At 75.2% G+C, this 25,164-nt stretch carries 22 protein-coding genes; 11 read left to right on the forward strand and 11 right to left on the reverse strand.

Going from position 1 to position 25,164, the window contains the following annotated elements; translation table 11 throughout:
* The first annotated feature begins 79 nt into the window (after window positions 1–79).
* From ACFQ6N_RS11985 to ACFQ6N_RS12000, 4 genes are read left to right on the forward strand one after another with little or no spacing between them, the layout of a single operon-like run.
* The gene (locus tag ACFQ6N_RS11985; RefSeq protein WP_380648808.1) at window positions 80–1,750 is read left to right on the forward strand and encodes an acyclic terpene utilization AtuA family protein; all 1,671 of its coding nucleotides are present in this window, start codon (window positions 80–82) and stop codon (window positions 1,748–1,750) included.
* A complete protein-coding gene (locus ACFQ6N_RS11990) occupies window positions 1,747–3,345 on the forward strand; it encodes an acyl-CoA carboxylase subunit beta (protein WP_380648677.1) in 1,599 nt (532 codons plus the stop codon). Before ACFQ6N_RS11985 ends, ACFQ6N_RS11990 begins: the two co-directional genes overlap by 4 nt.
* A gap of 26 nt (window positions 3,346–3,371) precedes the next feature.
* Entirely contained in the window at window positions 3,372–5,330 is a 1,959-nt protein-coding gene (locus tag ACFQ6N_RS11995; RefSeq protein ID WP_380648678.1) for an acetyl/propionyl/methylcrotonyl-CoA carboxylase subunit alpha, read from the forward strand.
* Window positions 5,331–5,344: 14 nt separating this feature from the next.
* Window positions 5,345–6,517, forward strand: a complete 1,173-nt coding sequence (locus ACFQ6N_RS12000; protein ID WP_380648680.1) for an acyl-CoA dehydrogenase family protein — start codon at window positions 5,345–5,347, stop codon at window positions 6,515–6,517.
* A gap of 58 nt (window positions 6,518–6,575) precedes the next feature.
* Here ACFQ6N_RS12000 and ACFQ6N_RS12005 read toward each other — a convergent pair whose 3' ends face one another.
* Together ACFQ6N_RS12005 and ACFQ6N_RS12010 are read right to left on the reverse strand one after the other, a co-directional pair.
* The gene (locus ACFQ6N_RS12005) at window positions 6,576–7,271 is read right to left on the reverse strand and encodes a class F sortase (RefSeq protein WP_380648681.1); all 696 of its coding nucleotides are present in this window, start codon (window positions 7,269–7,271) and stop codon (window positions 6,576–6,578) included.
* Window positions 7,258–7,998 carry a hypothetical protein gene (locus ACFQ6N_RS12010; protein WP_380648682.1) on the reverse strand — a complete coding sequence of 247 codons (741 nt, stop codon included), beginning with the start codon at window positions 7,996–7,998 and terminating at the stop codon, window positions 7,258–7,260. Before ACFQ6N_RS12010 ends, ACFQ6N_RS12005 begins: the two co-directional genes overlap by 14 nt.
* Before the next feature lie 211 nt (window positions 7,999–8,209).
* Between ACFQ6N_RS12010 and ACFQ6N_RS12015 the strand changes: the two genes are divergently transcribed.
* From ACFQ6N_RS12015 to ACFQ6N_RS12025, 3 genes are all read left to right on the forward strand, one after another.
* A complete protein-coding gene (locus ACFQ6N_RS12015) occupies window positions 8,210–9,808 on the forward strand; it encodes an AMP-binding protein (protein ID WP_380648683.1) in 1,599 nt (532 codons plus the stop codon).
* A 152-nt stretch (window positions 9,809–9,960) separates the two neighbouring features.
* Window positions 9,961–10,581: a TetR/AcrR family transcriptional regulator gene (locus tag ACFQ6N_RS12020; protein WP_380648684.1), complete on the forward strand. Its 621-nt coding sequence runs from the start codon at window positions 9,961–9,963 to the stop codon at window positions 10,579–10,581.
* Between the two features lie 148 nt (window positions 10,582–10,729).
* A complete protein-coding gene (locus ACFQ6N_RS12025) occupies window positions 10,730–13,210 on the forward strand; it encodes a SpoIIE family protein phosphatase (RefSeq protein ID WP_380648685.1) in 2,481 nt (826 codons plus the stop codon).
* 130 nt (window positions 13,211–13,340) lie between these two features.
* On the opposite strand, the gene ACFQ6N_RS12030 is transcribed toward ACFQ6N_RS12025, so the two are convergent.
* From ACFQ6N_RS12030 to ACFQ6N_RS12070, 9 genes are all read right to left on the reverse strand, one after another.
* The gene (locus ACFQ6N_RS12030) at window positions 13,341–14,897 is read right to left on the reverse strand and encodes an MFS transporter (RefSeq protein WP_380648686.1); all 1,557 of its coding nucleotides are present in this window, start codon (window positions 14,895–14,897) and stop codon (window positions 13,341–13,343) included.
* Window positions 14,894–15,532, reverse strand: a complete 639-nt coding sequence (locus tag ACFQ6N_RS12035; RefSeq protein WP_380648688.1) for a TetR/AcrR family transcriptional regulator — start codon at window positions 15,530–15,532, stop codon at window positions 14,894–14,896. The genes ACFQ6N_RS12030 and ACFQ6N_RS12035 overlap by 4 nt, the downstream gene beginning before the upstream one ends.
* A gap of 163 nt (window positions 15,533–15,695) precedes the next feature.
* Entirely contained in the window at window positions 15,696–16,088 is a 393-nt protein-coding gene (locus ACFQ6N_RS12040) for a cell division protein SepF (RefSeq protein ID WP_380648689.1), read from the reverse strand.
* Window positions 16,089–16,373: 285 nt separating this feature from the next.
* A complete protein-coding gene (locus ACFQ6N_RS12045) occupies window positions 16,374–16,898 on the reverse strand; it encodes a DinB family protein (RefSeq protein WP_380648690.1) in 525 nt (174 codons plus the stop codon).
* A 117-nt stretch (window positions 16,899–17,015) separates the two neighbouring features.
* Window positions 17,016–17,711, reverse strand: a complete 696-nt coding sequence (locus ACFQ6N_RS12050; protein ID WP_380648691.1) for a TVP38/TMEM64 family protein — start codon at window positions 17,709–17,711, stop codon at window positions 17,016–17,018.
* 42 nt (window positions 17,712–17,753) lie between these two features.
* Window positions 17,754–18,323 (reverse strand): RICIN domain-containing protein, encoded by a 570-nt coding sequence (locus ACFQ6N_RS12055; RefSeq protein WP_380648692.1) that lies wholly within the window; start codon window positions 18,321–18,323, stop codon window positions 17,754–17,756.
* 46 nt (window positions 18,324–18,369) lie between these two features.
* Window positions 18,370–18,903 carry an RICIN domain-containing protein gene (locus ACFQ6N_RS12060; protein WP_380648693.1) on the reverse strand — a complete coding sequence of 178 codons (534 nt, stop codon included), beginning with the start codon at window positions 18,901–18,903 and terminating at the stop codon, window positions 18,370–18,372.
* A gap of 126 nt (window positions 18,904–19,029) precedes the next feature.
* Window positions 19,030–19,575, reverse strand: a complete 546-nt coding sequence (locus ACFQ6N_RS12065; protein WP_380648694.1) for an RICIN domain-containing protein — start codon at window positions 19,573–19,575, stop codon at window positions 19,030–19,032.
* Between the two features lie 331 nt (window positions 19,576–19,906).
* Window positions 19,907–21,148, reverse strand: coding sequence for an MFS transporter (locus tag ACFQ6N_RS12070; protein ID WP_380648695.1), 1,242 nt, complete (start codon window positions 21,146–21,148; stop codon window positions 19,907–19,909).
* A 180-nt stretch (window positions 21,149–21,328) separates the two neighbouring features.
* On the opposite strand from ACFQ6N_RS12070, the gene ACFQ6N_RS12075 reads away from it, so the two are divergent.
* From ACFQ6N_RS12075 to ACFQ6N_RS12090, 4 genes are all read left to right on the forward strand, one after another.
* Window positions 21,329–22,564: an ROK family transcriptional regulator gene (locus ACFQ6N_RS12075; RefSeq protein WP_380648696.1), complete on the forward strand. Its 1,236-nt coding sequence runs from the start codon at window positions 21,329–21,331 to the stop codon at window positions 22,562–22,564.
* 121 nt (window positions 22,565–22,685) lie between these two features.
* The gene (locus ACFQ6N_RS12080; protein WP_380648697.1) at window positions 22,686–23,102 is read left to right on the forward strand and encodes a molybdopterin-binding protein; all 417 of its coding nucleotides are present in this window, start codon (window positions 22,686–22,688) and stop codon (window positions 23,100–23,102) included.
* Window positions 23,103–23,224: 122 nt separating this feature from the next.
* The gene (locus ACFQ6N_RS12085; protein WP_380648698.1) at window positions 23,225–24,007 is read left to right on the forward strand and encodes a glycerophosphodiester phosphodiesterase; all 783 of its coding nucleotides are present in this window, start codon (window positions 23,225–23,227) and stop codon (window positions 24,005–24,007) included.
* A gap of 13 nt (window positions 24,008–24,020) precedes the next feature.
* Window positions 24,021–25,118 carry a winged helix DNA-binding domain-containing protein gene (locus ACFQ6N_RS12090; RefSeq protein ID WP_380648699.1) on the forward strand — a complete coding sequence of 366 codons (1,098 nt, stop codon included), beginning with the start codon at window positions 24,021–24,023 and terminating at the stop codon, window positions 25,116–25,118.
* Window positions 25,119–25,164: the final 46 nt, after the last annotated feature.

The raw sequence follows: 25,164 nt of genomic DNA on the forward strand, positions 1-25,164 counted from the left end.
CTTGGCGCACGAACGGGCGGCACTGCGGATCGGCAACGCCTCGGGGTTCTACGGGGACCGCTTCTCGGCGGTGCGCGAGATGCTCACCGGCGGGCCGCTGGATGTGCTCACCGGGGACTACCTGGCCGAACTGACCATGCTCATCCTGGCGCGGGACCGGCTGAAAGACCCGTCGCGCGGCTACGCCCGGACCTTCCTGCGGCAGATGGAGGAGTGCCTCGGCCTGGCGCGCGAGCGCGGGGTGCGGATCGTGGTCAACGCGGGCGGCCTCAACCCGGCCCGACTGGCCGCCGAACTGCGGGAGCTGGCGGGGCGCCTGGGCGTGGAGGCGGCCGTCGCGCACGTCGAGGGTGACGACCTGCTGCCGCGCCGAGCGGAACTCGGCTTCCCCGAGGGCCTGTTGGCCGCCAATGCCTATCTGGGGGCGTTCGGCATCGCGGCCTGTCTGCGCGAGGGCGCCGACCTGGTGGTCGCCGGTCGGGTGACGGACGCGGCGCTGGTCGTCGGGCCCGGGATCGCCCGCTTCGGCTGGACGCCCGCGGACCTGGACGCCCTCGCCGGGGCGGTGGTCGCCGGGCACGTCCTGGAGTGCGGCGCCCAGGCGACCGGGGGCAACTACGCGTTCTTCCGCGAGCACGACGTGACCCGCCCCGGCTTCCCGGTCGCCGAACTGCACGCCGACGGCTCCAGCGTGATCACCAAGCACCCGGGCACCGGCGGCGCCGTCACCACCGGCACCGTCACCGCCCAACTCCTGTACGAGACCGGCGGACCGCACTACCTCGGCCCGGACGTCACCGCCCGGCTGGACACCGTCCGGCTCACCCCGGACGGCCCGGACCGGGTCCGGATCGACGGCGTCCGGGGCGAGGCCCCGCCGCCCACGCTCAAGGTGGGCCTCAACTCCCTCGGCGGCCACCACAACGAGGTGGTCTTCGTCCTGACCGGCCTGGACATCGAGGCCAAGGCGGCCCTGGTGCGGGAGCAGTTCGCCGCCGCCCTGCCGCCGCAGGCCCGGCCGGCCGAACTGCGCTGGACGCTCGCCCGTACCGACCACCCGGACGCCGACACCGAGGAGGCCGCCTCCGCCCTGCTCCGGCTGACCGCCCGGGACCGTGATCCGGCCAAGGTCGGCCGCGAACTCGGCAAGGCCGCCGTCGAGTTGGGCCTCGCCGGGTACCCCGGCTTCCACCTCACCGCCCCGCCCGGCCCCGGCTCGCCCTACGGGGTGTTCACCGCCGCGTACGTGGACGCCGAACTGGTCGAGCACACCGCCGTCCTCCCGGACGGCCGCCGGATCGCCGTCCCGCCGGTGCCGGTCACCGCCCCGCCCGTGCCGGTGACGGGCGCACCCCTGCCGGTCACCGGCCGACCGGTGGCCGTACGGCATGAGCTGCCGGAGCCGCTGCCCCCGGGCCCGACCCGCCGCGCCCCGCTCGGCCTGGTGCTCGGCGCCCGCAGCGGCGACAAGGGCGGCGACGCTGACCTGGGCGTCTGGGCCCGCACCGAGGAGGGCTGGCGCTGGCTGGCGCACACCCTCACCGTCGACCGGCTGCGCGAACTGCTGCCCGAGACGGCCGGACTGCCCGTCACCCGGCACCTGCTGCCGAACCTCCGGGCGGTCTCCTTCACCCTCACCGGCCTGCTCGGCGAGGGCGTCGCGGCCCGGCACCGCTTCGACCCGCAGGCGAAGGCCCTGGGGGAGTGGCTGCGCTCGCGCCACCTCGACATTCCGGAGGCCTTGCTGTGACCGTCCTGCCCACCCGCGTCGACCCGGCCGGGCCCGAGTACGCCGAGCACCGCGCCGCGATGCTCGCCAAGCTCGCCGACCTGGACACCGAGCACGCCAAGGCGCTGGCCGGCGGCGGCCCCCGCTACCTCGACCGCCACCGCGGGCGCGGCAAACTGCCGGCCCGGGAGCGGATCGAGCTGCTGGTCGACCAGGACTCGCCGTTCCTGGAGCTGTCCCCGCTGGCCGCCTGGGGCAGCGACTTCCCGGTGGGCGCCGCGCTGGTCACCGGCATCGGCGTGGTCGAGGGCGTCGAGTGCGTGATCACCGCCAACGACCCCACCGTCCGCGGCGGCGCCAGCAACCCCTGGACTCTGCGCAAGGCCCTGCGCGCCCACGAGATCGCCCTGCACAACCGGCTCCCGCTGGTGAACCTGGTGGAGTCCGGCGGCGCGGACCTGCCCAGCCAGAAGGAGATCTTCATCCCCGGCGGCGCGATCTTCCGGGACCTCACCCGGCTGTCCGCCGCCGGAATCCCCACCGTGGCCGTGGTGTTCGGCAACTCCACGGCCGGCGGCGCCTACGTCCCCGGGATGTCCGACCACACCGTGCTGGTCAGGGACCGCGCGAAGGTCTTCCTCGGCGGCCCGCCGCTGGTGAGGATGGCCACCGGCGAGGAGGCCGACGACGAGTCGCTCGGCGGGGCCGAGATGCACGCCCGCACCTCCGGCCTGGCCGACCACGTCGCGGTGGACGAGGCGGACGCGCTGCGCCTGGCCCGCCGGATCGTCGCCCGGCTGGACCACCGCAAGCCCGGCCCCGGCCCGGACCCGCTCGCCGAGCCGCCGAGGTACGACGAGGAGGACCTGCTGGGCATCGTCCCCGGCGACCTCAAGGTCCCCTTCGACCCGCGCGAGGTGATCGCCCGGCTCGTCGACGGCTCCGACTTCGACGAGTTCAAGCCGCTCTACGGCACCAGCCTGGCCACCGGCTGGGCCCGGTTGCACGGCTACCCGGTCGGCGTCCTGGCCAACGCGCAGGGCGTGCTGTTCAGCGCCGAGTCCCAGAAGGCCGCCCAGTTCATCCAGTTGGCGAACCAGCGGAACACCCCGCTGCTGTTCCTGCACAACACCACCGGCTACATGGTCGGCAAGGACTACGAGCAGGGCGGCATCATCAAGCACGGCGCGATGATGATCAACGCCGTCGCCAACTCCACGGTCCCGCACCTGTCCGTGCTGATGGGCGCCTCCTACGGGGCCGGCCACTACGGCATGTGCGGCCGGGCGTTCGAGCCGCGCTTCCTGTTCTCCTGGCCGAGCGCCAAGTCCGCGGTGATGGGCCCGCAGCAGCTCGCCGGGGTGCTCTCGATCGTCGCCCGGCAGTCGGCGGCGGCGAAGGGGCAGCCCTACGACGAGGACGCGGACGCGGCGATCCGGGCGATGGTCGAGCAGCAGATCGAGGCCGAGTCGCTGCCGGTGTTCCTGTCCGGCCGGCTCTACGACGACGGCGTGATCGACCCGCGCGACACCCGTACGGTGCTCGGCCTGTGCCTGTCCGCGATCCACAACGCGCCGGTGGAGGGCGCGCGCGGCTACGGCGTCTTCCGGATGTGAGCCAGCCCCCTGTGACGGAGCCACGAATGACTTCCAGGACATCGATCGGCAACCTGCTGGTCGCCAACCGGGGCGAGATCGCCCGCCGGGTCTTCCGCACCTGCCGGGACCTCGGCATCGCGACCACCGCCGTCCACTCCGACCCGGACGCCGACGCCCCGCACGTGCGCGAGGCCGACGCCGCCGTCCGGCTGCCCGGCGCCGCGCCCGCCGACACCTATCTGCGCGCCGACCTGATCGTCGCCGCGGCGCTCGCCGCCGGGGCCGACGCCGTCCACCCCGGCTACGGCTTCCTGTCCGAGGACGCCTCCTTCGCCCGGGCCGTGCTGGACGCCGGACTGCTCTGGGTCGGCCCGCCGCCGGACGCGATCGCCGCGATGGGCTCCAAGACGGCCGCCAAGCTCCTGATGGCGGAGGCCGGCGTGCCGGTGCTGGGCGCGCTCGCCGAGCCGGCCGAGGCCGACCTGCCGGTCCTGGTCAAGGCCGCGGCGGGCGGCGGCGGCCGGGGCATGCGGGTGGTCCGCCGCCTCGCCGACCTGCCCGCCGCACTGGCGTCCGCCCGCGCGGAGGCGGCCAAGGCGTTCGGCTCGGACGAGGTGTTCTGCGAGCGCTACCTGCCCGCCGGGCGGCACGTCGAGGTGCAGCTGCTGGCCGACGCGCACGGTACGGTCCTGGCGCTCGGCGACCGCGACTGCTCGCTCCAGCGGCGGCACCAGAAGGTGATCGAGGAGGCCCCGGCCCCCGGCCTCCCGGCGGCCGTCCGCGCCGAACTGCACACGGCCGCCGTGAACGCCGCCAAGGCGATCGGCTACGTCGGCGCCGGCACCGCCGAGTTCCTGCTCGCCGAGGACGGCCGGTTCTGGTTCCTGGAGATGAACACCCGCCTCCAGGTCGAGCACCCGGTCACCGAGGCGGTCACCGGACTGGACCTGGTGGCGCTCCAACTCGCCGTCGCCGAAGGGGAGGCGCTGCCGCCCGAGCCGCCGGCCGGACGCGGCCACGCGATCGAGGCCCGGCTGTACGCCGAGGACCCGGCCAAGGACTGGCAGCCCGCCACCGGCACCCTGCACCGACTGGAATTCACCGTCCCGCACCAGGAGTTCACCGGCACCGGGGCGCGCCTCGACAGCGGAGTGCGGCTCGACACCGGGGTCGGCCCCGGCACCGAGGTCACCCCGCACTACGACGCGATGCTCGCCAAGGTGATCGCCTGGGCGCCGACCCGCGCCGCCGCCGCCCGCCGACTGGCCGACGCACTGGCCCGCGCCCGGATCCACGGACCCGCCACCAACCGGGACCTGCTGGTCCGCGCGCTGCGCCACCCGGCCTTCCTGGCCGAGCGGTTGAACACCGGCTTCCTCGCCGAACACGCGGCCGGACTCACCGCGCCGGACAGCGGGGGCACCGGGCGCGCGGCGCTGGCCGCCGCCCTGGCCGACGCCGCCGCCCGTCGCACCGCGCTCCCCTCCGGCTGGCGCAACCTGCCCTCCCAGCCGCAGCTGAAGCGCTACCGGGCCGATGACGGCACCGAGTCCGAGGTCCGCTACCGGATCACCCGCACCGGCCTGCTGGCCGAGGGGCACCCGGACGTCGAGCTGGTCGAGTCCGCCCCCGACCGGGTCGTCCTGCGCGAGGGCGGACTGCGCCGCACGTACCTCGTGGCCCGCCACGGCGACCGGGTGTACGTCGACACCCCCGCCGGCGGCACCGCGCTGACCGTCCTCCCGCGCTTCCCCGACCCCGCCGCCCGCACCGACCCCGGCGCCCTGCTGGCGCCGATGCCCGGCACCGTCGTCCGCACCACCGCCGCCGTCGGGGACACCGTCACCGCCGGACAGCCGCTGCTCGTCCTGGAGGCGATGAAGATGGAGCACCGCATCACCGCCCCCGCCGACGGCGTCCTCGTGGAACTGCGCGCCACCCCCGGCCGGCAGGTCGAACTCGGCACCCTGCTGGCCGTCGTCAAGTCCGCCCGAGAGGCCTGAGGAAGGACCCCCGCATGTCCGCCATCGGCAGTGAGCTCCTCGAAACCCCCGAACGCCGCGACCTGCGCAAGGCCGTCGGCGACCTCGGCCGCCGCTACGGCTCCACCTACTACCTCGCCAAGGCCCGGGCCGGCGAGCCCGCCGACGAACTCTGGGCGGAGGCCGGCAAGGCCGGCTACCTGGGCGTCAACCTGCCCGCCGAGTACGGCGGCGGAGGCGGCGGCATCACCGACCTCGCCATCGTCCTGGAGGAACTCGGCACCGCGGGCTGCCCGTTGCTGCTGCTGATCGTCTCCCCGGCGATCTGCGGCACCGTGATCGCCCGCTACGGCAGCGAGGAGCAGAAGCAGCGCTGGCTGCCCGGCCTCGCCGACGGCAGCCGCAGGATGGCCTTCGGCATCACCGAGCCGGACGCGGGCTCCAACTCGCACCGGATCTCCACCGTGGCCCGCCGCGACGGCGAGGACTGGCTGCTGACCGGGCGCAAGGTGTTCGTCTCCGGCATCGACCACTGCGACGCCGTCCTGTTCGTGGCCCGCACCGAGGACGCCCGCTCGGGCAAGCTCAAGCCCTGCCTGTTCGTCGTCCCGCGCGACACCCCCGGCTTCGAGTACCGGGCGATCCCGATGGAGCTGGTCGCGCCCGAGAAGCAGTTCCAGGTCTTCCTGGACGACGTGCGGCTGCCCGCCGACGCCCTGGTCGGCGACGAGGACGCGGGCCTGCTCCAGCTGTTCGCCGGTCTCAACCCCGAACGGATCCTCACCGCCGCCTTCTCGCTGGGCCTGGCCCGCCAGGCGCTCGGCAAGGCCGTGGAGTACGCGAAGACCCGTACGGTCTGGTCCACCCCGATCGGCGCCCACCAGGGCCTGGCCCACCCGCTCGCCCAGTGCGCGGTGGAGATCGAGCTGGCCCGGCTGATGACGCAGAAGGCCGGGCTGCTCTACGACGCGGGCGAGGACCTCGCCGCCGGGGAGGCCGCCAACATGGCCAAGTACGCCGCCGGGGAGGCCGCCGCCCGGACCGTCGACCAGGCGGTGCAGACCCTCGGCGGCAACGGCCTCACCCAGGAGTACGGGCTGGGCGCGCTGCTGGCCGCCACCCGGGTCGGCCGGGTCGCCCCGGTCAGCCGCGAGATGGTGCTCAACTACGTGGCGCAGCACACCCTCGGCCTGCCGAAGTCGTACTGAGCCGGGCCGCACACCGGGCCGGGCCGAGCCAGGCCGCGCGCACGGGCCCGGCCGGCGGTCAGCGCGATCCGGACAGGTGCGCGAACACCACGGTGTTGGACTCGTACCCGGTCTTCCGGTCGAACTTCCCGCCGCAGGTGATCAGCCGCAGCTCCGCGCGGCCGGTGCCGCCGCCGTACACCAGGGCGTCCGGGAAGTCCCGCTTGGGGAAGACCCGCACGGAGTCGACGGTGAACACGGCGGTGTGCCGGTCCTTGCGGGCCACCTCGACGGTGTCGCCGGGGCGCAGCAGCCCGAGCCGGTAGAAGACCGCCGGGCCGCTGCGGTTGTCGGCGTGCCCGATGACGATCGAGGTCCCGGCGGCCCCGGGCGCGGCGCCGTCCCGGTACCAGCCGGTCAGGTTGCGCTGGTCCATCGGCGGGGTGGCGAGCTGCCGCGCGGGGGTGAGGCCGAGGCCGGTCACCGGGGCGTCGACCTTGATCGAGGGGATCCGGACCCTGGTCGGCACCGAGGCGGGCAGCGGCGGCGCGCCCGGCGGCGGGGGAGGGGTGGGTGCGGGGGCGGGCGCCGGAGCCGGAGCGGTCGGCGCGGCGGGTGCCGAGGGCGCGGGCGGCAGCGGCGGCCCGGTCCCGGTGGCGGTGCCGTCGTGGACCAGCCAGAGGCCGCCCGCCGCGAGCAGCAGCGCGACGGCCCCGGCCCGCACGGGGCCGGGGACGCCGCGCGGCGCGCGGGTGGGGCGGTCAGGACTGGGCATTGCGCCCGGGGCGGCGGCGCATCGCGCGGACGGCGACCGCGCCCGCGCCGACGACCAGCGCGAGGCCGCCGATCACCTCGCCGGCGTCGGTGCCGGAGGAGGTGCCGCCGCCACCGGTGCCCACGCCGCCGTGCGGCCCGCCGCTGGGCGAGGCGCCCGGGGACCCGCCGGGGGAGGTCGAGGGGGAGGCGCTGGGCGAGGGCCCGGCGGAGCCGCTCGGCGAGGAGGACGGCGAGGAGGAGGATGACGGTGACGAGGAGGGCGAGGATGACGGAGAGGACGACGGCGACGAGGACGGCGAGGGCGAGGAGGTGGCGCAGGAGACCTCGAAGACCTTCTGCTTCGCGTTGCCGGTCTCACCCACGAACGTCCATTCGAGCTTGTAGTGCCCGTCCGGAAGGCTGTACGTCTGGGTCGCGCCGGTGCCGCCGGTCAACACGATCGAGCCGGCCAGCACCTGCGCGGTGCCGGTCGGCGGCTGCTGCTCGATCGTCCAGTTCACCACCTGGAGGGTGTCGAAGTTGAAGGCGTCCAGGTAGAACTTGCAGACCTTGGGCTCGTCGCGGGTGTCGCTCACCGGAGTGGTGTCGTTGTGGATCTTGACGTCGCCGTTGTCGCCCGGCGCGGCCAGGGCGGCGGGCGCCGCGCCGAGGGCGAGGACGAGGGCCGCGGCGCCGGCGGAGAGCAGCCGACGGGCCGAGGGCAGAGCGGGGGAGGAGGTTCGCACGGTGGGTGCTCCAGGCTCGGGGCCGCACCCGGGGGGCGGGCGGCCGTGGTGAAACACGGTCCGATCGGGCGCCCCCGGGAGCAACTGTGCCACGCGAGCTCCGCACCCGGTTCCCCACAATGGCGCAGCCCCACCCCTGACTGTCCGTATGCTCCTGAACACGCCCTCGCAGGTTTTGTTGCCGCGTCAACTTCGTTACTGGAGGCTTACCTTGGTGTTCCGAAGCGAGTTCCCGGACGTCCCCGTGGTCGACCTGCCGATCCATGACGCGGTCCTCGGCGCCGCGGCCCGCCACGGCGACCGGCCGGCCCTGATCGACGGCCTCACCGGGGAGCAGGTCAGCTACGCGCAGCTCGCCGCCGCCGTCGAGCGGGTCGCCGCCGCCCTGGCCGGGTCGGGAGTACGCCGGGGCGACGTCATCGCGCTCTTCAGCCCCAACACGACCGCCTACCCGATGGCCTACTTCGGCGCCACCCGGGCCGGCGCCACCGTCACGACCGTCTCCTCCCTGGCCACGCCCGCCGAACTGGCCGGCCAGCTGCGCGACAGCGGCGCCCGCCGGCTGGTCACCGTCTCGCCGTTCCTGCCGACCGCCCGGACGGCCGCCGCCCTGCTCGCCGAGCAGGGCCACCCGCTGACCGAGATCCTGGTCCTGGACGGCGCCGACGGCCACCGCTCGCTCGCCGACCTGCTGGCCGAGCCCGGCCCCGCCCCCGACATCGCCATCGAGCCGGGCGAGGACGTCGCCGTGCTGCCGTACTCCAGCGGCACCACCGGCCTGCCCAAGGGCGTGATGCTCACCCACCGCTCGATCGCCACCAACCTCGCCCAGTGCGACGCCCTCTACCGCCCCGCCGAGGGCGAGCGGGTGCTCGCCGTCCTGCCGTTCTTCCACATCTACGGCCTCGCGGCGCTGCTCAACCAGCCGCTGCGCTGCGGCGCCACCGTCGTCGTGCTGCCCCGCTTCGACCTGGAGCAGTTCTGCCGGGCCATCGAGGAGCACCGGGTCCAGGCCCTGGTGGTGGCGCCGCCGATCGCCCTCGCCCTGGCCAAGCACCCGGCCGTGGACCGCTTCGACCTCTCCTCCGTCGAGTACCTGCTGTGCGCCGCCGCCCCGCTGGACCACGAGCTCGCCGACGCCTGCGCCCGGCGCCTGGGCCTGCGGCACCTGCTCCAGGGCTACGGGATGACCGAGCTCTCCCCGGTCACCCACGTGGTCTCCCCGCGCGAGAGCGAGCCCCCGCGCGGCTCGGTCGGCCGGATGGTCCCCTCCACCGAGCTGCGGATCGCCGCCCTGGACGGCTCCGACGGCGACCTCGGCGCAGGTGAGCGCGGCGAGCTGCTGATCCGCGGCCCGCAGGTGATGAAGGGCTACCTCGGCCGCCCCACCGAGACCGCCGCCGTGGTCGACGCCGAGGGCTGGCTGCACACCGGCGACGTCGGCTTCGTCGACGAGCGCGGCTACCTGCACATCGTCGACCGGGTGAAGGAGCTCATCAAGTACAAGGGCTACCAGGTCGCCCCCGCCGAGCTGGAGGCGGTACTGCTCGGCCACCCGCAGATCGCCGACGCCGCCGTGATCGGCGTCCCGGACGCCGACGGCACGGAGTGTCCCAAGGCCTTCGTGGTCCGGACGCCGGGCAGCGCGCTGACCGCCGAGGAGGTGACCGGGTACGTCGCCGCGCTGGTCGCCCCCTACAAGAAGGTCCGCGCGGTCGAGTTCGTGGACGCCGTCCCCAAGTCCGCGGCCGGCAAGATCCTCCGCCGCGAGCTGCGCGCCCGCGAGGCCGGCCGCGCCGCCGTCGGCTGAGCGGCCCGCCGCCGACCGGCCGCCCGGGCGGCACCGCCGCGCGGGCCCGGCGCGGTGCCACCGCCCGCCCGGGCCCCGGAGGGCGGCGGCCGGCGCCCGTCTGTGAGGATCGACCCGCCGCGCCCCCACCGGAACAGGAGCCGCCCGCAGCCATGACCAGCCACGCCGCCGCCCGCACCCCCCAGCAGGACCGCAGCCGCGCGACCAGGGCCCGGCTGCTCGCGGCGGCCGTGGACTGCCTGGCCGACCTCGGCTGGAACGGCTCCACCGTCGCCGTCGTCGCCGAGCGGGCCGGCGTCTCCCGGGGCGCCGCCCAGCACCACTTCCCGACCCGCGAGGACCTCTTCACCGCGGCCGTCGAGCACGTCACCGCCGAGCGGCTGGCGGCCGTCCGCGCCCACGCGGACGAGCTGCCGGCCGCCGGACCCGACCGCACCCGGGCCGTGGTCGACATGATCGTCCGCCTCTACACCGGCCCGCTGTTCCGCGCCGCCCTGCACCTGTGGACCGCCGCCGCCACCGAGGACGCGCTGCGCGAACGGATCATCGCCCTGGAGGGACACGTCGGCCGGGAGGCCCACCGGGCCGCCGTGGAGTTCCTGGACGCCGACGAGACCCGCCCCGGCGTGCGCGAGTCGGTGCAGGCCACGCTGGACCTCGCCCGCGGGCTGGGCCTGGCCAACCTGCTCACCGACGACAGCCTTCGACGATCCGGAGTGATCCGGCAGTGGGCGGGCGTTCTGGAGAGTACGCTGCGGCCGGTACGCCCATGACGCCCGTACACCCGGAGCGGCCGGAGAACCCCTGACCAAGGGGTCGCCGGGCGGCCGATGTCCGTGCAGTCTGGAGAAGAACCCCGGCCGGCACGGACCGCGAGGCCCACCCGGCCGGGCACGAGCCGAACCGGGGTGCTGCCTGATCATGCACGGACACGAGTGGGACGCGACCGCCGCCGCCGGCCCGGCACCGGGCCGCGCCCCGGCGCGTCCCGAGGGCGCACGCCCCGAAGGCCACCGGCTCGTCCCGCTCGCGACGGCCCTGCTCCAGGACGACGGCCTGATCCTGCACTGGAGCGAGGACGCCGAGGCCCTGCTCGGCTACACCAGCGAGGAGGCCGTCGGCAGCTATGCCGCCCGGCTGCTCACCGACGGCGGCGACCGCACCGAGGTGCTGGGCCTCTTCGAGCGGATCATGGGCGGCACCGGCTGGTCCGGCGTCTTCCCGGTCCGGCACCGCGACGGCCACAAGGTCGACCTGGAGTTCCGCACCTACCCCATCGCGGGCCCGGGCGGCACCCTGCTGCTGCTCGCCACCGCCTCCGACACCCGGGCCCTGCACGCCGTCGAGGCCGACCTCGCCGTGCTGGACGGCGTCTTCGGCCGCTCCCCGATAGGCATGGCCGTCTACGACACCGACCTGCGCTACGCCCGGATCAACGAGGCGCTCGCCCGGATGAACGGCGTACCGGTCGCCGCCCACCTCGGCCGCCGGATATCGGCGGTCCTGCCCGGCATCAACAGCACCGAGATCGAGCAGATCATGCGTCAGGTGCTGAAGAGCGGGAAGCCGGTGGTGGACGCCCGCTCGCACGGCCGCGTCCCCGGCGACCCCAAGCGGGACCGCGCCTGGTCCGCCTCCTACTTCCGCCTGGAGGACTCCACCGGCCGGGTCTTCGGCGTCTGTTCCTCGATCATCGACGTCACCGAACGCTTCCAGGCCGAGGCCCGGGCCGCCCGGGCCCAGGAGCGCCTCGCCACCATCGCCGAGGCGACCGCCCGGATCGGCACCACCCTCGACCTCCAGCGCACCGCCGAGGAACTGATCGAGGCCGTCGTCCCCCGGTTCGCCGACTTCGCCACCGTCGACCTGCTGGAACCGGTGCTGCGCGGCGCCGAGCCCACCCCGATCCCCTCCGACCGGGCCGTCACCCTGCGCGCCGTCGCCGTCGGCGAGTCCTACGAGACCGGCCTCGCGCACGCCGTCGACGTCATCGGCGACACCTCCGAGTACGCCCCGGACCGCAGCTACACCCAGTGCCTGCGCAGCGGGAAGCCGCTGCTGCGGGCCCGGGTGGACGAGGAGGTGCTGCGCGGGCTGGTCTCCAGCGAGGACCGGGTGGCCCCCGGTATGGCGGCGGGCATCCACTCGTACCTGATGGTGCCGATCACCGCCCGGGGCATGGTGCTCGGCGGCTCCGAGTTCATCCGGATGCGCAACCCCGAGCCGTTCACCGCCGCCGACGTCGCCCTCGCCGAGGAACTGGTCGCCCGCACCGCGCTGGCGCTCGACAACGCCCGGCTCTACCGCCGCGAGCGGGAGACCGCGCTCACCCTCCAGCGCAGCCTGCTGCCGCAGGAGGTGCACCGCACCCTGGGCCTGGAGATCGCCTACCGCTACCTGCCCAGCAGCGTGGTCAGCGAGGTCGGCGGCGACTGGTTCGACGTCGTCCCGCTGTCCTGCGGGCGGGTCGCCCTGGTGGTCGGCGACGTGATGGGCCACGGCATCCGGGCCGCCGCCACGATGGGCCAGCTGCGCACCGTCGCCCGGACCCTCGCCACCCTGGACATGCCGCCCGAGCAGGTCCTCACCCGGCTGGACGAGACCGCCTCGGGGATCGGCGAGGGCCAGTTCGCCACCTGCGTCTGCGCGGTCTACGACCCGCTGGAGCGCACCGTCCAGATCGCCTCGGCCGGGCACCTGCCGCCGGTCCGGGTCGCCCCCGACGGCACCTCCGAGCGGGTCGAGGTGCCCCCGGGCGTGCCGCTGGGCGTCGGCGGGGTGGCCTTCGAGTCGGTCGAGTTCACCATCCCCGAGGGGGGCATGGTCGCGCTCTACACCGACGGCCTGGTCGAGCGGCGCGGCCAGGACCTGGACGCCGGGATCGACCGGCTCGCCCGCACCCTCGCCGGGCCCGGCCGGACTCTGGAGGAGAGCTGCGACGCCGTCCTGGCCGCGCTGGTCACCGACGGCACCGAGGACGACATCGCGATGATCATGGCCAGGGTGCTGCCGCTGCCCTCCGACCGGATCGCCACCCTGCCGCTCAGCGGCGGCGGCCGGGTGCCCGGCAAGGCCCGCCGCTTCACCCGCGCCACCCTGGAGGCCTGGGGCCTGGCCGCGCTCACCGACTACGCCGAGCTGCTGGTCAGCGAACTGGTCACCAACGCCCTGCTGCACGCCGACGCCCCGCGCCGGCTGCGGCTGTTCCGCGACCGGGTGCTCACCCTGGAGGTCTCCGACGCGGGCGGCCAGACCCCGCAGCTGCGCCCGTTCGCCGAGCAGGACGAGGGCGGGCGCGGGATGTTCCTGGTCAGCGAGCTGGCGCAGCGCTGGGGCAGCCGGCTCACCCGGGACGGCAAGGTGGTCTGGGCCGAGCTGGAGCTGCCGTTCGGGGCCAAGTAGGCCCCGGGGGCGGAGCAGTGCGACCGGAACGGCTGTTCTCCTGACCGGAACGGCCGTTCTCGCCAGGAGAACGGCCGTTCCGGCCTCGCGGGGGGCTGCCTCGCGGAGGGAGTACCGCACCGGGAGCCGGTCAGGCGCGCACGTCCTCCGCGGCCTTGACCTCGGTCGTCCGGGCCGCCGGGCCCGGCTCGGACAGCCCGCGCAGCAGCCGCCAGGCCAGCACGGCCGCGCCGACCAGCAGCGCGGCGGCCAGCAGCCCGGCGGTGTTCATGCCGCTGACGAAGACCTCCTTGGCGCTCGCCAGCAGCGGCTGCGCCACCTCCGACGGCAGGCCGTGCGCGGTCTCGACGGCCGCGCCCAGCGACTCGCCGGCCCGGGCCGCCGCGGCCGGGTCCGTCCCGGCCGGGACGACCAGCCCGTTCGCGTAGATCGAGCCGACCACCGAGCCGACCAGCGCGATGCCGAGCGCGGTGCCCAGCTCGTAGGCCGTCTCGGAGACCGCGGAGGCGGCCCCGGCCTTGTCGGCGGGCGCGGCGGTCAGCACCAGGTCGGCGCCGAGCGTGTAGACCACGCCCTCGGCCGTGCCCACCAGCAGGAAGGAGGCGGCGAGCAGCAGGTAGGTGGTGTCCTGGCCCAGCCAGCCGAGCGCGCCGACGCCCAGGCCCATCGCCAGCAGGCAGGCCGAGAGCGCCTTGCGGGCGCCGAAGCGCCGGGCCACCCGGGCGGTCAGCAGACCGCCGGCCACCGAGCCGGCGAAGGCCGGCAGCTCGGCCAGGCCCGCCTGGAGCGGCTGGTAGCCGCGGACCAGCTGGAGGTACTGCGAGACCACGAAGATCACGCCGGACAGGCCGACCAGGGAGATCAGCGAGGCCGAGACCGCCGCCGTGAACCGGCGGTCGCGGAACAGCCGGACGTCGAGCAGCGGGGTCTCCAGCCGCAGCTGGCGGCGGACGAAGACGGTGAGCGCACCGGCGCCCAGCAGGAAGGTGACCGGGACGTCCCAGCGGCCCACGCCGTGCGCGGCGGCCTCCTTGACGGCGTACACCGCGCCGATCACGCCGGCCATCGACAGGACGACGCTCAGCACGTCCCAGCGGCCCGGCTTCGGGTCCTTGGACTCCGGCAGCAGCCAGTAGCCGAAGCCCAGCAGCAGGAGCAGCACCGGGATGTTCAGCAGGAACACCGAGCCCCACCAGAAGTGCTCCAGCAGCACCCCGCCGACGACCGGCCCGAGCGCGGCGCCGGCGGTGGCGGCCGCACCCCAGATGCCGATCGCGGTGGCCCGCTCCCGGTCGTCCGGGAAGAGGCTGCGGATCAGCGACAGGGTGGACGGCATGATCGTCGCCCCGGCCACGCCGAGCAGCGCGCGGGCCAGGATCAGCCAGCCCGCGCTCGGCGCGTAGGCGGCCAGCAGCGAGGCGGCGCCGAAGGCGGTGGCCCCGGCCAGCAGCAGCCGCTTGCGGCCGATCCGGTCGCTCAGCGCGCCCATGCTGACCAGCAGGCCGGCCAGGACGAAGGAGTAGGAGTCGCCGATCCAGAGCAGCTGGGTGCCGCTGGGCCGCAGCGTCTCGCTGATCGACGGGATGGCGAGGGAGAGGACGGTCGCGTCGAGGGCGACCACGGTGACGGCCAGGACGAGGACGGCGAGGCCGGTCCAGCGCTGGCGGGCGGTCAGGGGCGTGTTCATGGTGTATCGGTGTCCGGCCTGGGGTCGGTGGTGCTGGGGTCCGCGGTGGTGCGGGTGTCGGCAGGGGGAGTGTCGGCGGCGACGGGGGCGTCCGGTCTGCGCAGTGCGCCCCCGAGGAAGAGCTCGGCGAGCGAGAAGGCGGCGTCGCGCGGGGCGAGCCGGCCGTCCTGGATGGACCAGCCGACGCCGGCCACCAGGTCGAAGAACGCCTCGCTCAGCCAGGCGGCGCTCAGCTCGATGCGGAACACGCCCTGCTGCTGGCCGCGCAGGAAGAGCGCGTGCAGCCGGGCGATCTGGAGCTCCCAGAGGTCGTTGATGTCCTCGTTCTCGTAGAGCTGGTTCTCGCCGGCCAGGAAGGCGCAGAGCATGGCGTCCGGGACGGAGGCGTCGACCAGGCGGCGCAGCGCGGCCCCGGCGTCGCCCTCCTCGACCCCGGCGGTGTCCAGCGCGGCGGCGAACCGGCGCAGGCCGAGCAGGCCGACCTCGCGGATCAGCGCGTCACGGCCCGGGAAGAGCCGGTGCAGCGTGGCGCGGCTGATGCCGGCGGCGCGGGCGATCTCGTCCAGGTGCGCGGTCGGGCGGCGGGACAGCACGCCGACGGCGGCTTCGAGGACGGTGTCGCGGTCGGTGGCCATGAGCCTAGGTTACGCCACTTGAGACACTGGTGTCTCAGAATTATTTTTCGAGTCTCAAATGAATCGCCGACCATCGGGGATCGGACAGCAGAAAACCGGGGACGGTGGGTACCGTCCCCGGTCGGGGTGCCGCTGTGGAGCGTCCGGGGCCCGTCGGGCCCGGTCAGCTCTGGTTGTAGAAGCCGGTCTCGTCCAGCGGGCGGTCGATCACCATGACCTCGACGTCCGCCGGGGTGAGCAGGAAGACCCGCCGGGCGATCCGCTCGATGCCGCCCTGGGTGCCGAAGATCAGCCCGGAGGCGAAGTCGACCATGCGCTTGGCCTCCGCCTCCTGCATCTCGGTCAGGTCCATGACCACCGGGATGCTCGCCCGGATGTGCTCACCGACCGTTCGCGCCGCCTCGAAGCCCGTCGGCCGCAGGGAGACGATCTTCGCGGGGGCGGGGGAGGACGGCACCGTCTCCTGATCGACCCACTCGTCGTCGTACACCGCGGCCGGGTAGTTCCCCGAGGGCATCAGCCACCCGTTGTGGTGCTCGTCGCGAAGTGCTCCCATGTGCCGCGCCTCCCTGCCTCGTCCCGTCCTGGTCCCCCGGGGTCGCGTGCCGTTCTTGACACGTCATCCACTCGTCGGAACTGTCCGAGTATCGCACTGTTCACCGGTCCCGTGCCCGCTCGCGACCCCCGTACGAGTCGTGCCGCGCCGGAAACCCGGGCGGACCCGGGCAAAGAGAGCAGACGCGGCGGAGCTCCGTACGGTTGCGCGCGTAGACCATATCGGTCGCGGTCACCGCGTAATTGACCTTCTGTCAACAATGCGGAAACGATTTCACCCGGCGATTCACTCGCCGGTCGCGCCGTCCACCGATTCGCGCAGAAGATCGGCGTGGCCGTTGTGTCGCGCGTACTCCTCGACCATGTGGGCGAGGATCCAGCGGAGCGTCACTTCCCGGCCGCGACGCGGCCGCTTGCCGACGGTGTCGAGCGGCAGGCCGGCGCAGGCGCGGCGGGCGGCCTCGATCTCGGCGCGCCAGACGGCGAAGTCGGCGGCGACGTCGGCGGTGTCGACGTTGCCGAAGTCGCCGTCCGGGTCGGCCTTCGTCCAGTAGCGCCCGGTGTCGAACTCCTCGCCGAGCAGGATGCCCTGGAACCAGTACCGCTCGACCTCGGCCATGTGCCGGACCAGCCCGAGCAGCGAGAGGGCCGACGGCGGGACGGAGCGCAGCCGCAGCTGGTCGTCGGTCAGCCCCTCGCACTTGAGGGCCAGGGTGGCGCGGTGGTAGTCGAGGAAGGCGGTGAGGGTGGCGGTCTCGTCGACGGCCATCGGCGGGTCGACCCGCGGGTCCGGTTCGGTCATACCGGCCATCCTGGCGCCCGCCGCCGGGCGGGCGCGAGCGATTTTGACCGGGCGCTCCCGGCCGGGGCGCTCCTGGTCGGGGCGCTCCTGGTCGGGGCGCTCCTGGCTGGGGGCGCCCCCCCGGGTTCAGGCGGCGGTCGCCCGGCGGCGGGACCTGGCCGCCCGCCAGAGCCCGGCCAGGGTGCCCAGGCCCAGCAGCACGATCACGCCCGCCGACAGCAGGAACGCCACCGAACCCGGCTCGCCCGCGCTGGCGGCCGCCGTCACGTACACCGCCGTCGTCGGCACCACGCCGATCGCGGTGGCGGACAGGAACGGCCAGAAGCGGACGCCGGAGAAGGCGGCGCCGTAGTTGCCCGCCTGGAACGGCATCCCGGGCAGCAGCCGCAGCAGCAGCACGCTGCGGAACCCCTGCTCGGTGAACCGCCGGTCCAGGGCGCCGAGCACCTTCCCGTGCAGGTACGGGCGCAGCGCGTCCCGCCCGAGCCCGCGGCCGAGGCCGAAGGCCATGGCGGCCCCCGCGGTGGTGCCGAGGACCGCCAGCGCGGTGCCCTGCTGGATGCCGAGCAGCAGCCCGGCCGCCGCGTTCAGCGCCGGCCGGGGCACGAACGCGAGCGTCCCCACCGCGTACACCAGGGCGAACAGGGGGCCGAACCAGTAGCCGGGCATCCGGTCGGCCAGTCCGCCGGTCAGCAGCTCGGTCGGGTTCCACAGCAGCAGCGACCCGGCCGCCGCGCCGAGCAGCGCGACCAGCAGCGCGAACCGCCACCAGGGCGAACGCGGTGCGGCGGGGGGTGCGGGGGCGGCATCGGGCTCGGACACCCGGCCGAGCCTAGCGCCTCCCCCTTGCTCCGGGGCCGGGGGCTACCAGGGCACCGGGTTGATGTACGGGTCGTAGCGCCAGTGCTGGTTGCCGCCGCTGTTCCAGCCCCACTGGACCACGGCCGTCCCGTCCGCCGGGTTCGCGCCGTACAGGTCCAGTTGCAGCCCGCTGTTCGCGTTCCGGTAGGAGTGGGTGTAGGCGTGGTGGCCGTCGCCGTCGAAAAGCCAGTCCTGGTTGCTGCCGCCGTTGCAGGTCCACTGGTCGGCCTGGGTGCCCCAGGTGGTGCTGAAGCCGGGGATCTCCAGGCAGCGGCCGCTGTGGACGTTGACGATCGTCAGGCCCGGTCCGTTGGTCCACTTCTGGTTGTCGCCGCCGGTGCAGGTCCACTGGCGGACGGGCGCGCCGTTGTCGGTGCGCCAGTCGGCGACCTCCAGGCACTTGTCGGTGGCGGCGTTGACGATCTGGTAGACGCCGGCCTGGTAGGCGGAGGCGGACGGTGCGGGGAGCACCGTCGCGAGGGCGGTGGCGAGCCCGACGGCGGCGGTGGCGAGCAGGCGGCGGGTCGCGGTGGGCGGGACGGTCGCGCGGTGCGGGGCGGGTGCGGTGGTCATGGTTCCCCCTAGGACGGGTGGGTCCGGGCGGTGCCGGACGGTGGGATCAGCCGACGGAGGTCCGGTAGTGCCAGCGCTGGTTGTCGGTGCCCTTGTCCTCCCACTGGATGACCGGGGTGCCGTCGGCGGTGCCGCCGCCGTAGACGTCGAGGGCGAGTCGGCTGGCGTAGTTCACCAGGGTGAAGTCGGTGGTGCCGGGGACGTAGGTCTGGCGCCACTTCTGGTTGGCGTCCGGGCCGCACTCCCACTGGTCGGCGTAGGTGCCCCAGACGGTGCTGGCACCGGGGATGTCGAGGCACATGCCGCTGTGGACGTTGATGAGCTGGCCGTTCTGGCTCCAGATCCACTTCTGGTTGTCGCCGCCGGTGCAGGTCCACTGGCGGGCCGGCGCGCCGCCCTCGGTGCGCCAGTCGGCGATCTCCAGGCACTTGCCGGTGGCGGCGTTGACGATCTGCCGCTGGATGCCGGCGTTGGGCGGCAGGTCGGCGTGGGCCGGGGCCGCGGTGGTGAGGGCGAGGGTGCCGGCGGCGGCGAGGGCGCCGGCGGTGGCTCGGAGGCGGTGGGCGGTGGGCGTGGTCACGGGTCCCCCTGGGGTCGAGGTCGAGGTCGAGGTCGCGGTCGGTGGCGGCAGGGGCCGGGCCCGGGCGGGACGCGCCGGGCCCGGCGGTGGGGTCAGAGCCCCGGTGGGGCCAGGGCCCCGGCGTGGCTAGCGCCACGGCGGGTCGTAGCGCCAGGACTGGTTGGGCGCCGACTGGGTGGGCTGCCACTGGATGACCGCCGCGCCGTCGGCGGTGCTGGCGCCGTTGACGTCGAGGAAGAGCCGGCTGGCGTTGTTCTCCAGCGCGAAGTAGGCCGAGCGCGGCGGGATGATCATCAGCCACTGCTGGTTCGTCCCGCCGTCGCAGGTCCACTGGTCGGCCTGGGTGCCCCACACTGTGCTGTAGCCGGGGATGTCGAGGCACTTGCCGCTGTGGACGTTGACGAGCCGGCCGTCCCCGCCCCAGATCCACTGCTGGTTGGCGCCACCGGTGCAGGTCCACTGGCGGACGGGCGCGCCGTCGTCGGTGCGCCAGTCGGCGACCTCCAGGCACTTGTTGGTGGCCCCGTTCACGAACTCCCGGGGGATTCCATCGGAGCCGGGAATGACCGTGTCGGCGTGGGCCGGGGCGGCCAGGGCGAGCGCCAGGGCGCCCGCGGCGGCGAGCGCGCCGGCGGTGGTTCGGAGACGGCTTCGGTCGGGTGCTGCGGCCATGGGTTCCCCCTGGGGTGTGGCGATGACGGTCGAACGAGTGTTCGATCGACGGAACGGCGGCGGGCAGTGGTCGACGCGGTCCGGCGAGGGGACCCGGCAGGAGAAGCCAGGGCTCCCGGGCCGCGACGGAGTGTTCGACGGACGAGGGTTCGAAGAAGTTGTGCGGTGAGCCGGGGAAAGTGAAGAAGTCGTAAGGGGGTCCCGGTGCGGTGGGTGCCGCGCCGGACGCGGGCGCACGGGAACCGCCGGGCGCGGCTGCGCCCGGCGGTCGGTGGTGCCGGTGGTTGCGGTGGTGCCGGTGGCTCCGGGGAGTTTCCTCCGGAGCCACCGGTCAGCGTGTGGAGAGGTCCTTCCCGGCGGAGCCCGCGGACTCGGGAGCGGTCACGGTCCCGGCGGTGGAACCCCGTTCGGCCAGCCGCAGCGCACCGGCGCTCAGCAGCAGGGCGAAGGTGAGCGCGGTGACCAGCCCGAAGGAGACGGTCAGCGAGGTGGCCTGGGCGAGGGCGCCGATGACGGCGGGGGCGACGAGGCCGGAGGTGTAGGTGACGGTGGCGACGCCCGCGATGGCCTGGCTGGCGTTGGTGCCGATCCGGCCGGCGGCGGCGAAGGCGAGCGGCACGATGACCGCGATGCCGATGCCGATGAGCGCGAAGCCGGGGATGGCCAGCGCGGGGCTGTCGGCGGCGACCACCAGCAGGCCGCCGGCGGTGGCGACGGCGCCGCCGAGGCGGGTGGTGCGGACGGCGCCGAGGCGGCGGATCGCGGCGTCCCCGGCGAGGCGGCTGACCGCCATGGTGAGCGAGAACGCGGTGTAGGAGGCGGCCGCGACGGTGGCCGAGGCGCCGGTGACGTCCCGCAGGTAGATGCCGCTCCAGTCCATCGACGCGCCCTCGGCGAAGACGGCGCAGAAGCCGACCAGCCCGATGACCAGCGAGCTGCGCGGCGGCAGCGCGAACCGCGGCGGCTCCTCCGCGCCCTCGTGCGCCCGCAGGTCGGGCAGGGCCCGGCAGACCGGCTGGGCGAGGACGAGCAGGACCAGGGCGGTGACGGCCAGCTGGAGCCGGGCGTCGAGGTCGAGGTGGGCGGCGAGGATGCCGAAGCCGGAGGCGACCAGGCCGCCGGCGCTCCACATCCCGTGCAGGCCGGACATGATCGAGCGGCCCAGCCGTTCCTCGATCTCCACGCCCTGCGCGTTCATCGCGACGTCCGCCATCCCGGCCGTGGCGCCGTACACCAGCAGCACCCCGCACAGCACCGGCAGCGAGGGGGCGAGCGCGGGGAGGGCCAGGGCCAGGCACCACAGGGCGATCAGTCCGCGGACGGCGGCCCGCCCGCCGTAGCGGTGGACGAAGCGGCCGGCCAGCGGCATCGCGAGGGAGGAGCCGACGGCGGGCATGACCAGGGCCAGCCCGAGCTGGCCGGCGGACAGGTCGAGGCGGTCGTGGATCCACGGGATGCGGGTGACGAAGCTGCCGCTGACGGCGCCGTGGACGGCGAAGACCAGGGCGATGCCGGCCCTGGCCCGGCGCGGTGAGGCCAGCGGTTCCGGCGGCGGTGCGGTGGTGCGGTTCATCGGCGTTCCCTCCCGGTCGCGCGGCGCGGCGCGACAGTGCCCTGTGGGTGGCCTTGCCGGTAGTCAAGCGCAGTCGGGTGCGATTGGACCGGCCCGCGGCGGAGGCGGTTGTCCGGCGGACGGTTCGATAAACTATCAGGAAGGGACCCTGATAGAAACACTCTGGAAGGATGGACGGCCATGACCACCGCGCGTACGGCCACGCCGAGCACGGCCCGGGCGATCAACGACCGGCTGGCGCTCAACCTCCTGCTCGAACAGGGACCCCTGACCGCGACCGAGCTGCGCGACCTCACCGGCCTGTCCCGGCCGACCGTCGCCGACCTGCTCGACCGCCTCCAGCGCACCGGCCTGGTGGCCCTGGCCGGCGAGCGCGGCGAACAGCGGCGCGGCCCCAACGCCAGGGTCTACGCACTCGTCGCCTCCCGCGCGCACATCGCCGCCTTCGACGTCCGCTCCGGCGGCGTCAGCCTGGTCGTCGCCGACCTCGCCGGACGCGGCCTGGCCGCCGCCGACGTCCCGGTCGAGGGCGGCGGCCGGCCCGGCACCGCCGCGGCGATCACCGCCACCCTGCTGGAGACCGCGCGCGGCGCCGGCGTCGAACGGCTGCACACCGTCGCGGTCGGCGCCCCCGGACTGGTCGACCCCGCCACCGGCCGGCTCCAGAGCACCGGCAAGCTCCCCGCCTGGCACGCCGAACTCCTCGCCGCGCTCCGTGAGCTGCCCGGCACCGAGGTGATCCTGGAGAACGAGGTCAACCTGGCCGGGCGGGCCGAGTACCGGGTCGGCGCCGCGCGCGACCGGGACACCTTCGTCCTGCTGTGGCTCGGCCACAGCGTCGGCGCCGCCGTCATCCTGGACGGGCGGCTGCGCCGCGGCTTCTCCGGCGGCAGCGGCGAGATCTGCTTCCTGCCCGTCCCCGGCACCGTCGGGCTGCCCAGCGCCGACAGCTGCGAGGGCGGCTTCCACGGCCTGGTCGGCAGCGCGGCGATCTGCGCGCTGGCCCGCGCGCACGGCCTGCCCGCCGGCCCGGCCGGTGACGCCCCCGCCGCCGAGGCCGCCGTGCGCGCGGCCGTGACGGCGGTGGCGGCCGTACCGGCGGAGGCGGGCGAGAAGGGCGAAGAGGGCGAGGCGGGCGGCGCGGCCGGGCGCTTCCTGGACGAGCTGGCCGAGCGGATCGCGATCGGCGCGGCGAGCGTCTGCGTGGTGCTCGACCCCGGCTGCGTGGTGCTCGGCGGCGAGATCGGCCGGGCCGGCGGCGCCGAGCTGGCCGGCCGGGTGGAGCGCCGGCTGTCCCGGTTGTCCCCGCTCAGCACCGAGGTGCGGGCCGGTACGGCGGGCGGCGGCGCGGTGCTCGCCGGGGCGGTGCTGACCGCCGGGGACGCGGTGCGCCGCGACCTGTTCGGCGAGCCGTAGGCCCTGACTTTCGGGCCTGGCCCGCTCGGCTTTCCCGTCGCCGCCCCCGGTACGGCAGGATGGCGGCGGGGACGCGCACCGCGGACACCCCCGTCCCTCGAACCACCGTCAGGAGTCGAACATGGGCCAGGCCGAGGCACCGGTCAACCCGTACCGGATCGGCGAGGCCGCGGCGCTGCTCGGCGTCAGCGCGGACACCATGCGGCGCTGGGTGGACGCCGGGAAGGTCGCGGCCGTCCGGGACGAGCACGGGCACCGGATCATCCCCGGCGCCGAACTCGCCGCCTTCGCCCGGGAGCTGGCCCGGCCGGAGAGCGCCGAGGCCGAGGGGCGCCCGTCCTCGGCCCGCAACCGCTTCCCGGGGATCGTCACCCATGTGGTGCTCGGCGACGTGGCCGCGCAGGTGGAGGTCCAGGCCGGGCCGTTCCGGGTGGTGTCGCTGATCAGCCGGGAGTCCGCGGAGGAGCTGGGCCTCGTCCCCGGGGCACCGGCCACGGCGGTCATCAAGTCCACCAATGTGATGATCGAACGGCGCTGACGCCCCACCGACGAGACCCGGAACCGAACGACCGGAACGGAACGAGAGGCCCGGATGCCACCGCCGCACCTGCCGACCACCACGCCGACCGCCCCCGTCCCCCGCCTTCCTGGACTGATCCGATGAGCGCCGACCGTCACCCTGCCGACCGTATCCCCGCCGACCGTCACCCCGCCGACCGTCACCCCGCCGACCGTATCCCCGCCGACCGCCGTCCGGTGCTGGCCGTCGCCCACCGCGGCGACCCGTACCGGTACCGCGAGAACACCCTGCCCTCCGTCGAGTCCGCGCTCGCCGCCGGGGCCGACGCCGTCGAGGTGGACGTCCGGCTCACCCGCGACCGGGTGCCCGTGCTGTTGCACGACAGCACCCTGGAGCGGCTCTGGGGCGACCCGCGCCCGATCGACCGGGTCACCGCCGGGCAGCTCGACGAACTGCGCCGGGGCCCGCTCGCCGTCCCCACGCTCGCCGAGGCGGTCAAGGCCGTCGCCGCCGTCGAGGGCCGCCGGCTGCTGATCGACCTGGACGATCCGGGGCCGGCCGCCGCCACCTGGTCCGCGGTCACCGGGCTCGGCGCCGAAGGGCTGGTCGCCTTCTGCGGCCCCGCCACCGCGATGCTCGCCGTCCGCGAGCTGACCCCGGACGCCGAGATCGCGCTCACCTGGAAGCAGCCGCGGCTGCCCGTCCGCGCCCTCCTCGACGACCTGCGCCCGCGCTACCTCAACCCGCCGTTCGGCCTGGTCACCCCCGAGTTCACCGCCGCCGCGGCGGACGCCGGGCTCGCCGTCTCCACCTGGACCGCCGACCTGCGCCGCACCATGCGCCGGCTGCGGGACACCGGGGTCGCCTCGATCACCACCAACCGGATCGGCGTCCTGTGCTCGGTGCTGGACGGCCACCGGTGACGGAGCCCGGCCGGTGACGCCGCCCGTCCTGGGACAGCGGGCGCTCGGCCGCGCCCTGCTGGCCCGTCAGCACCTGCTCGCCCGCACCCGCCTGGAGCCCGCCGCGCTGATCCACCACCTCGGCGGCCTCCAGGCCCAGGCCGCGCCCCAGCCGCCCTACCTGGGGCTGCTCGCCCGGCTCGACGGCTTCACGCCCGAGCGGCTGAGCGTCCTCCTCGAGGAACGGGCGGCGGTCCGGATCGCCCTCCAGCGCGGCACCATCCACCTGGTCACCGCCGAGGACTGCCTGACGCTGCGCCCACTGCTCCAGCCCGTACTGGACCGGGCGCTGCGCACCACCTACGGCGGACGGCTCGCCGGGCTGGACCTCGACGCACTGGCGGCCGAGGCCCGGGCCCTGGTCGAGGAGGAGCCGCGCACCTTCCAGCAGCTCGGCGCGCTGCTCGCCGCGGCCCGCCCGGACCGCGACCCGGCCGCGCTCGCCCAGGCCGCCCGCTGCCGGCTTCCGCTGGTGCAGGTGCCGCCGCGCGGCCTGTGGGGGCGTGGCGGCCCGGCCGCGCACACCACCGCCGAGGCCTGGCTCGGCCGCCCGCTCGACCCGGCGCCCGCGGCCGACGGCCTGGTCCTGCGCTACCTCGCGGCCTTCGGCCCGGCCACCGTCGCCGACCTGCAGAAATGGTGCGGGCTCAGCCGGCTCGGCCCGGTGCTGGGGCGGCTCGCGCCCCGGCTGCTGACCTTCCGGGACGAGCGGGGCCGGCCGCTGTACGACCTGCCGGAGGCGCCCCGGCCGGACGAGTCCGTGCCGGCGCCGGTGCGGCTGGTCGCGCCGTTCGACAACCTGCTGCTCTCGCACGCGGACCGCACCCGGGTGCTGCCCGAGGAGTACCGGGGGCGGGTCATGTCGCAGAACGGGATCGTGCTCGGGACGCTGCTGGTCGACGGGCTGGTGGCCGGCGTCTGGCGGCTGACGGACGAACGGGAGGTCGTAGTCAGGCCGTTCGCGCCGCTGCGGCGGGCCGACCGGCAGGCGGCGGAGGCCGAGGCGGAGCGGGTGCTGGCCTTCGCCCGCGCCGGCGCGGGCGGGTCGGTGCGGATCGAGGCGGCGGGGTAGGGCGGGTCCGGCACCTCGCGTCGGACCGGGGCGCCCGGCGGGAGCG

The sequence above is a fragment of the Kitasatospora sp. NPDC056446 genome (genome assembly GCF_042796115.1).
Lineage (GTDB): Bacteria > Actinomycetota > Actinomycetes > Streptomycetales > Streptomycetaceae > Kitasatospora.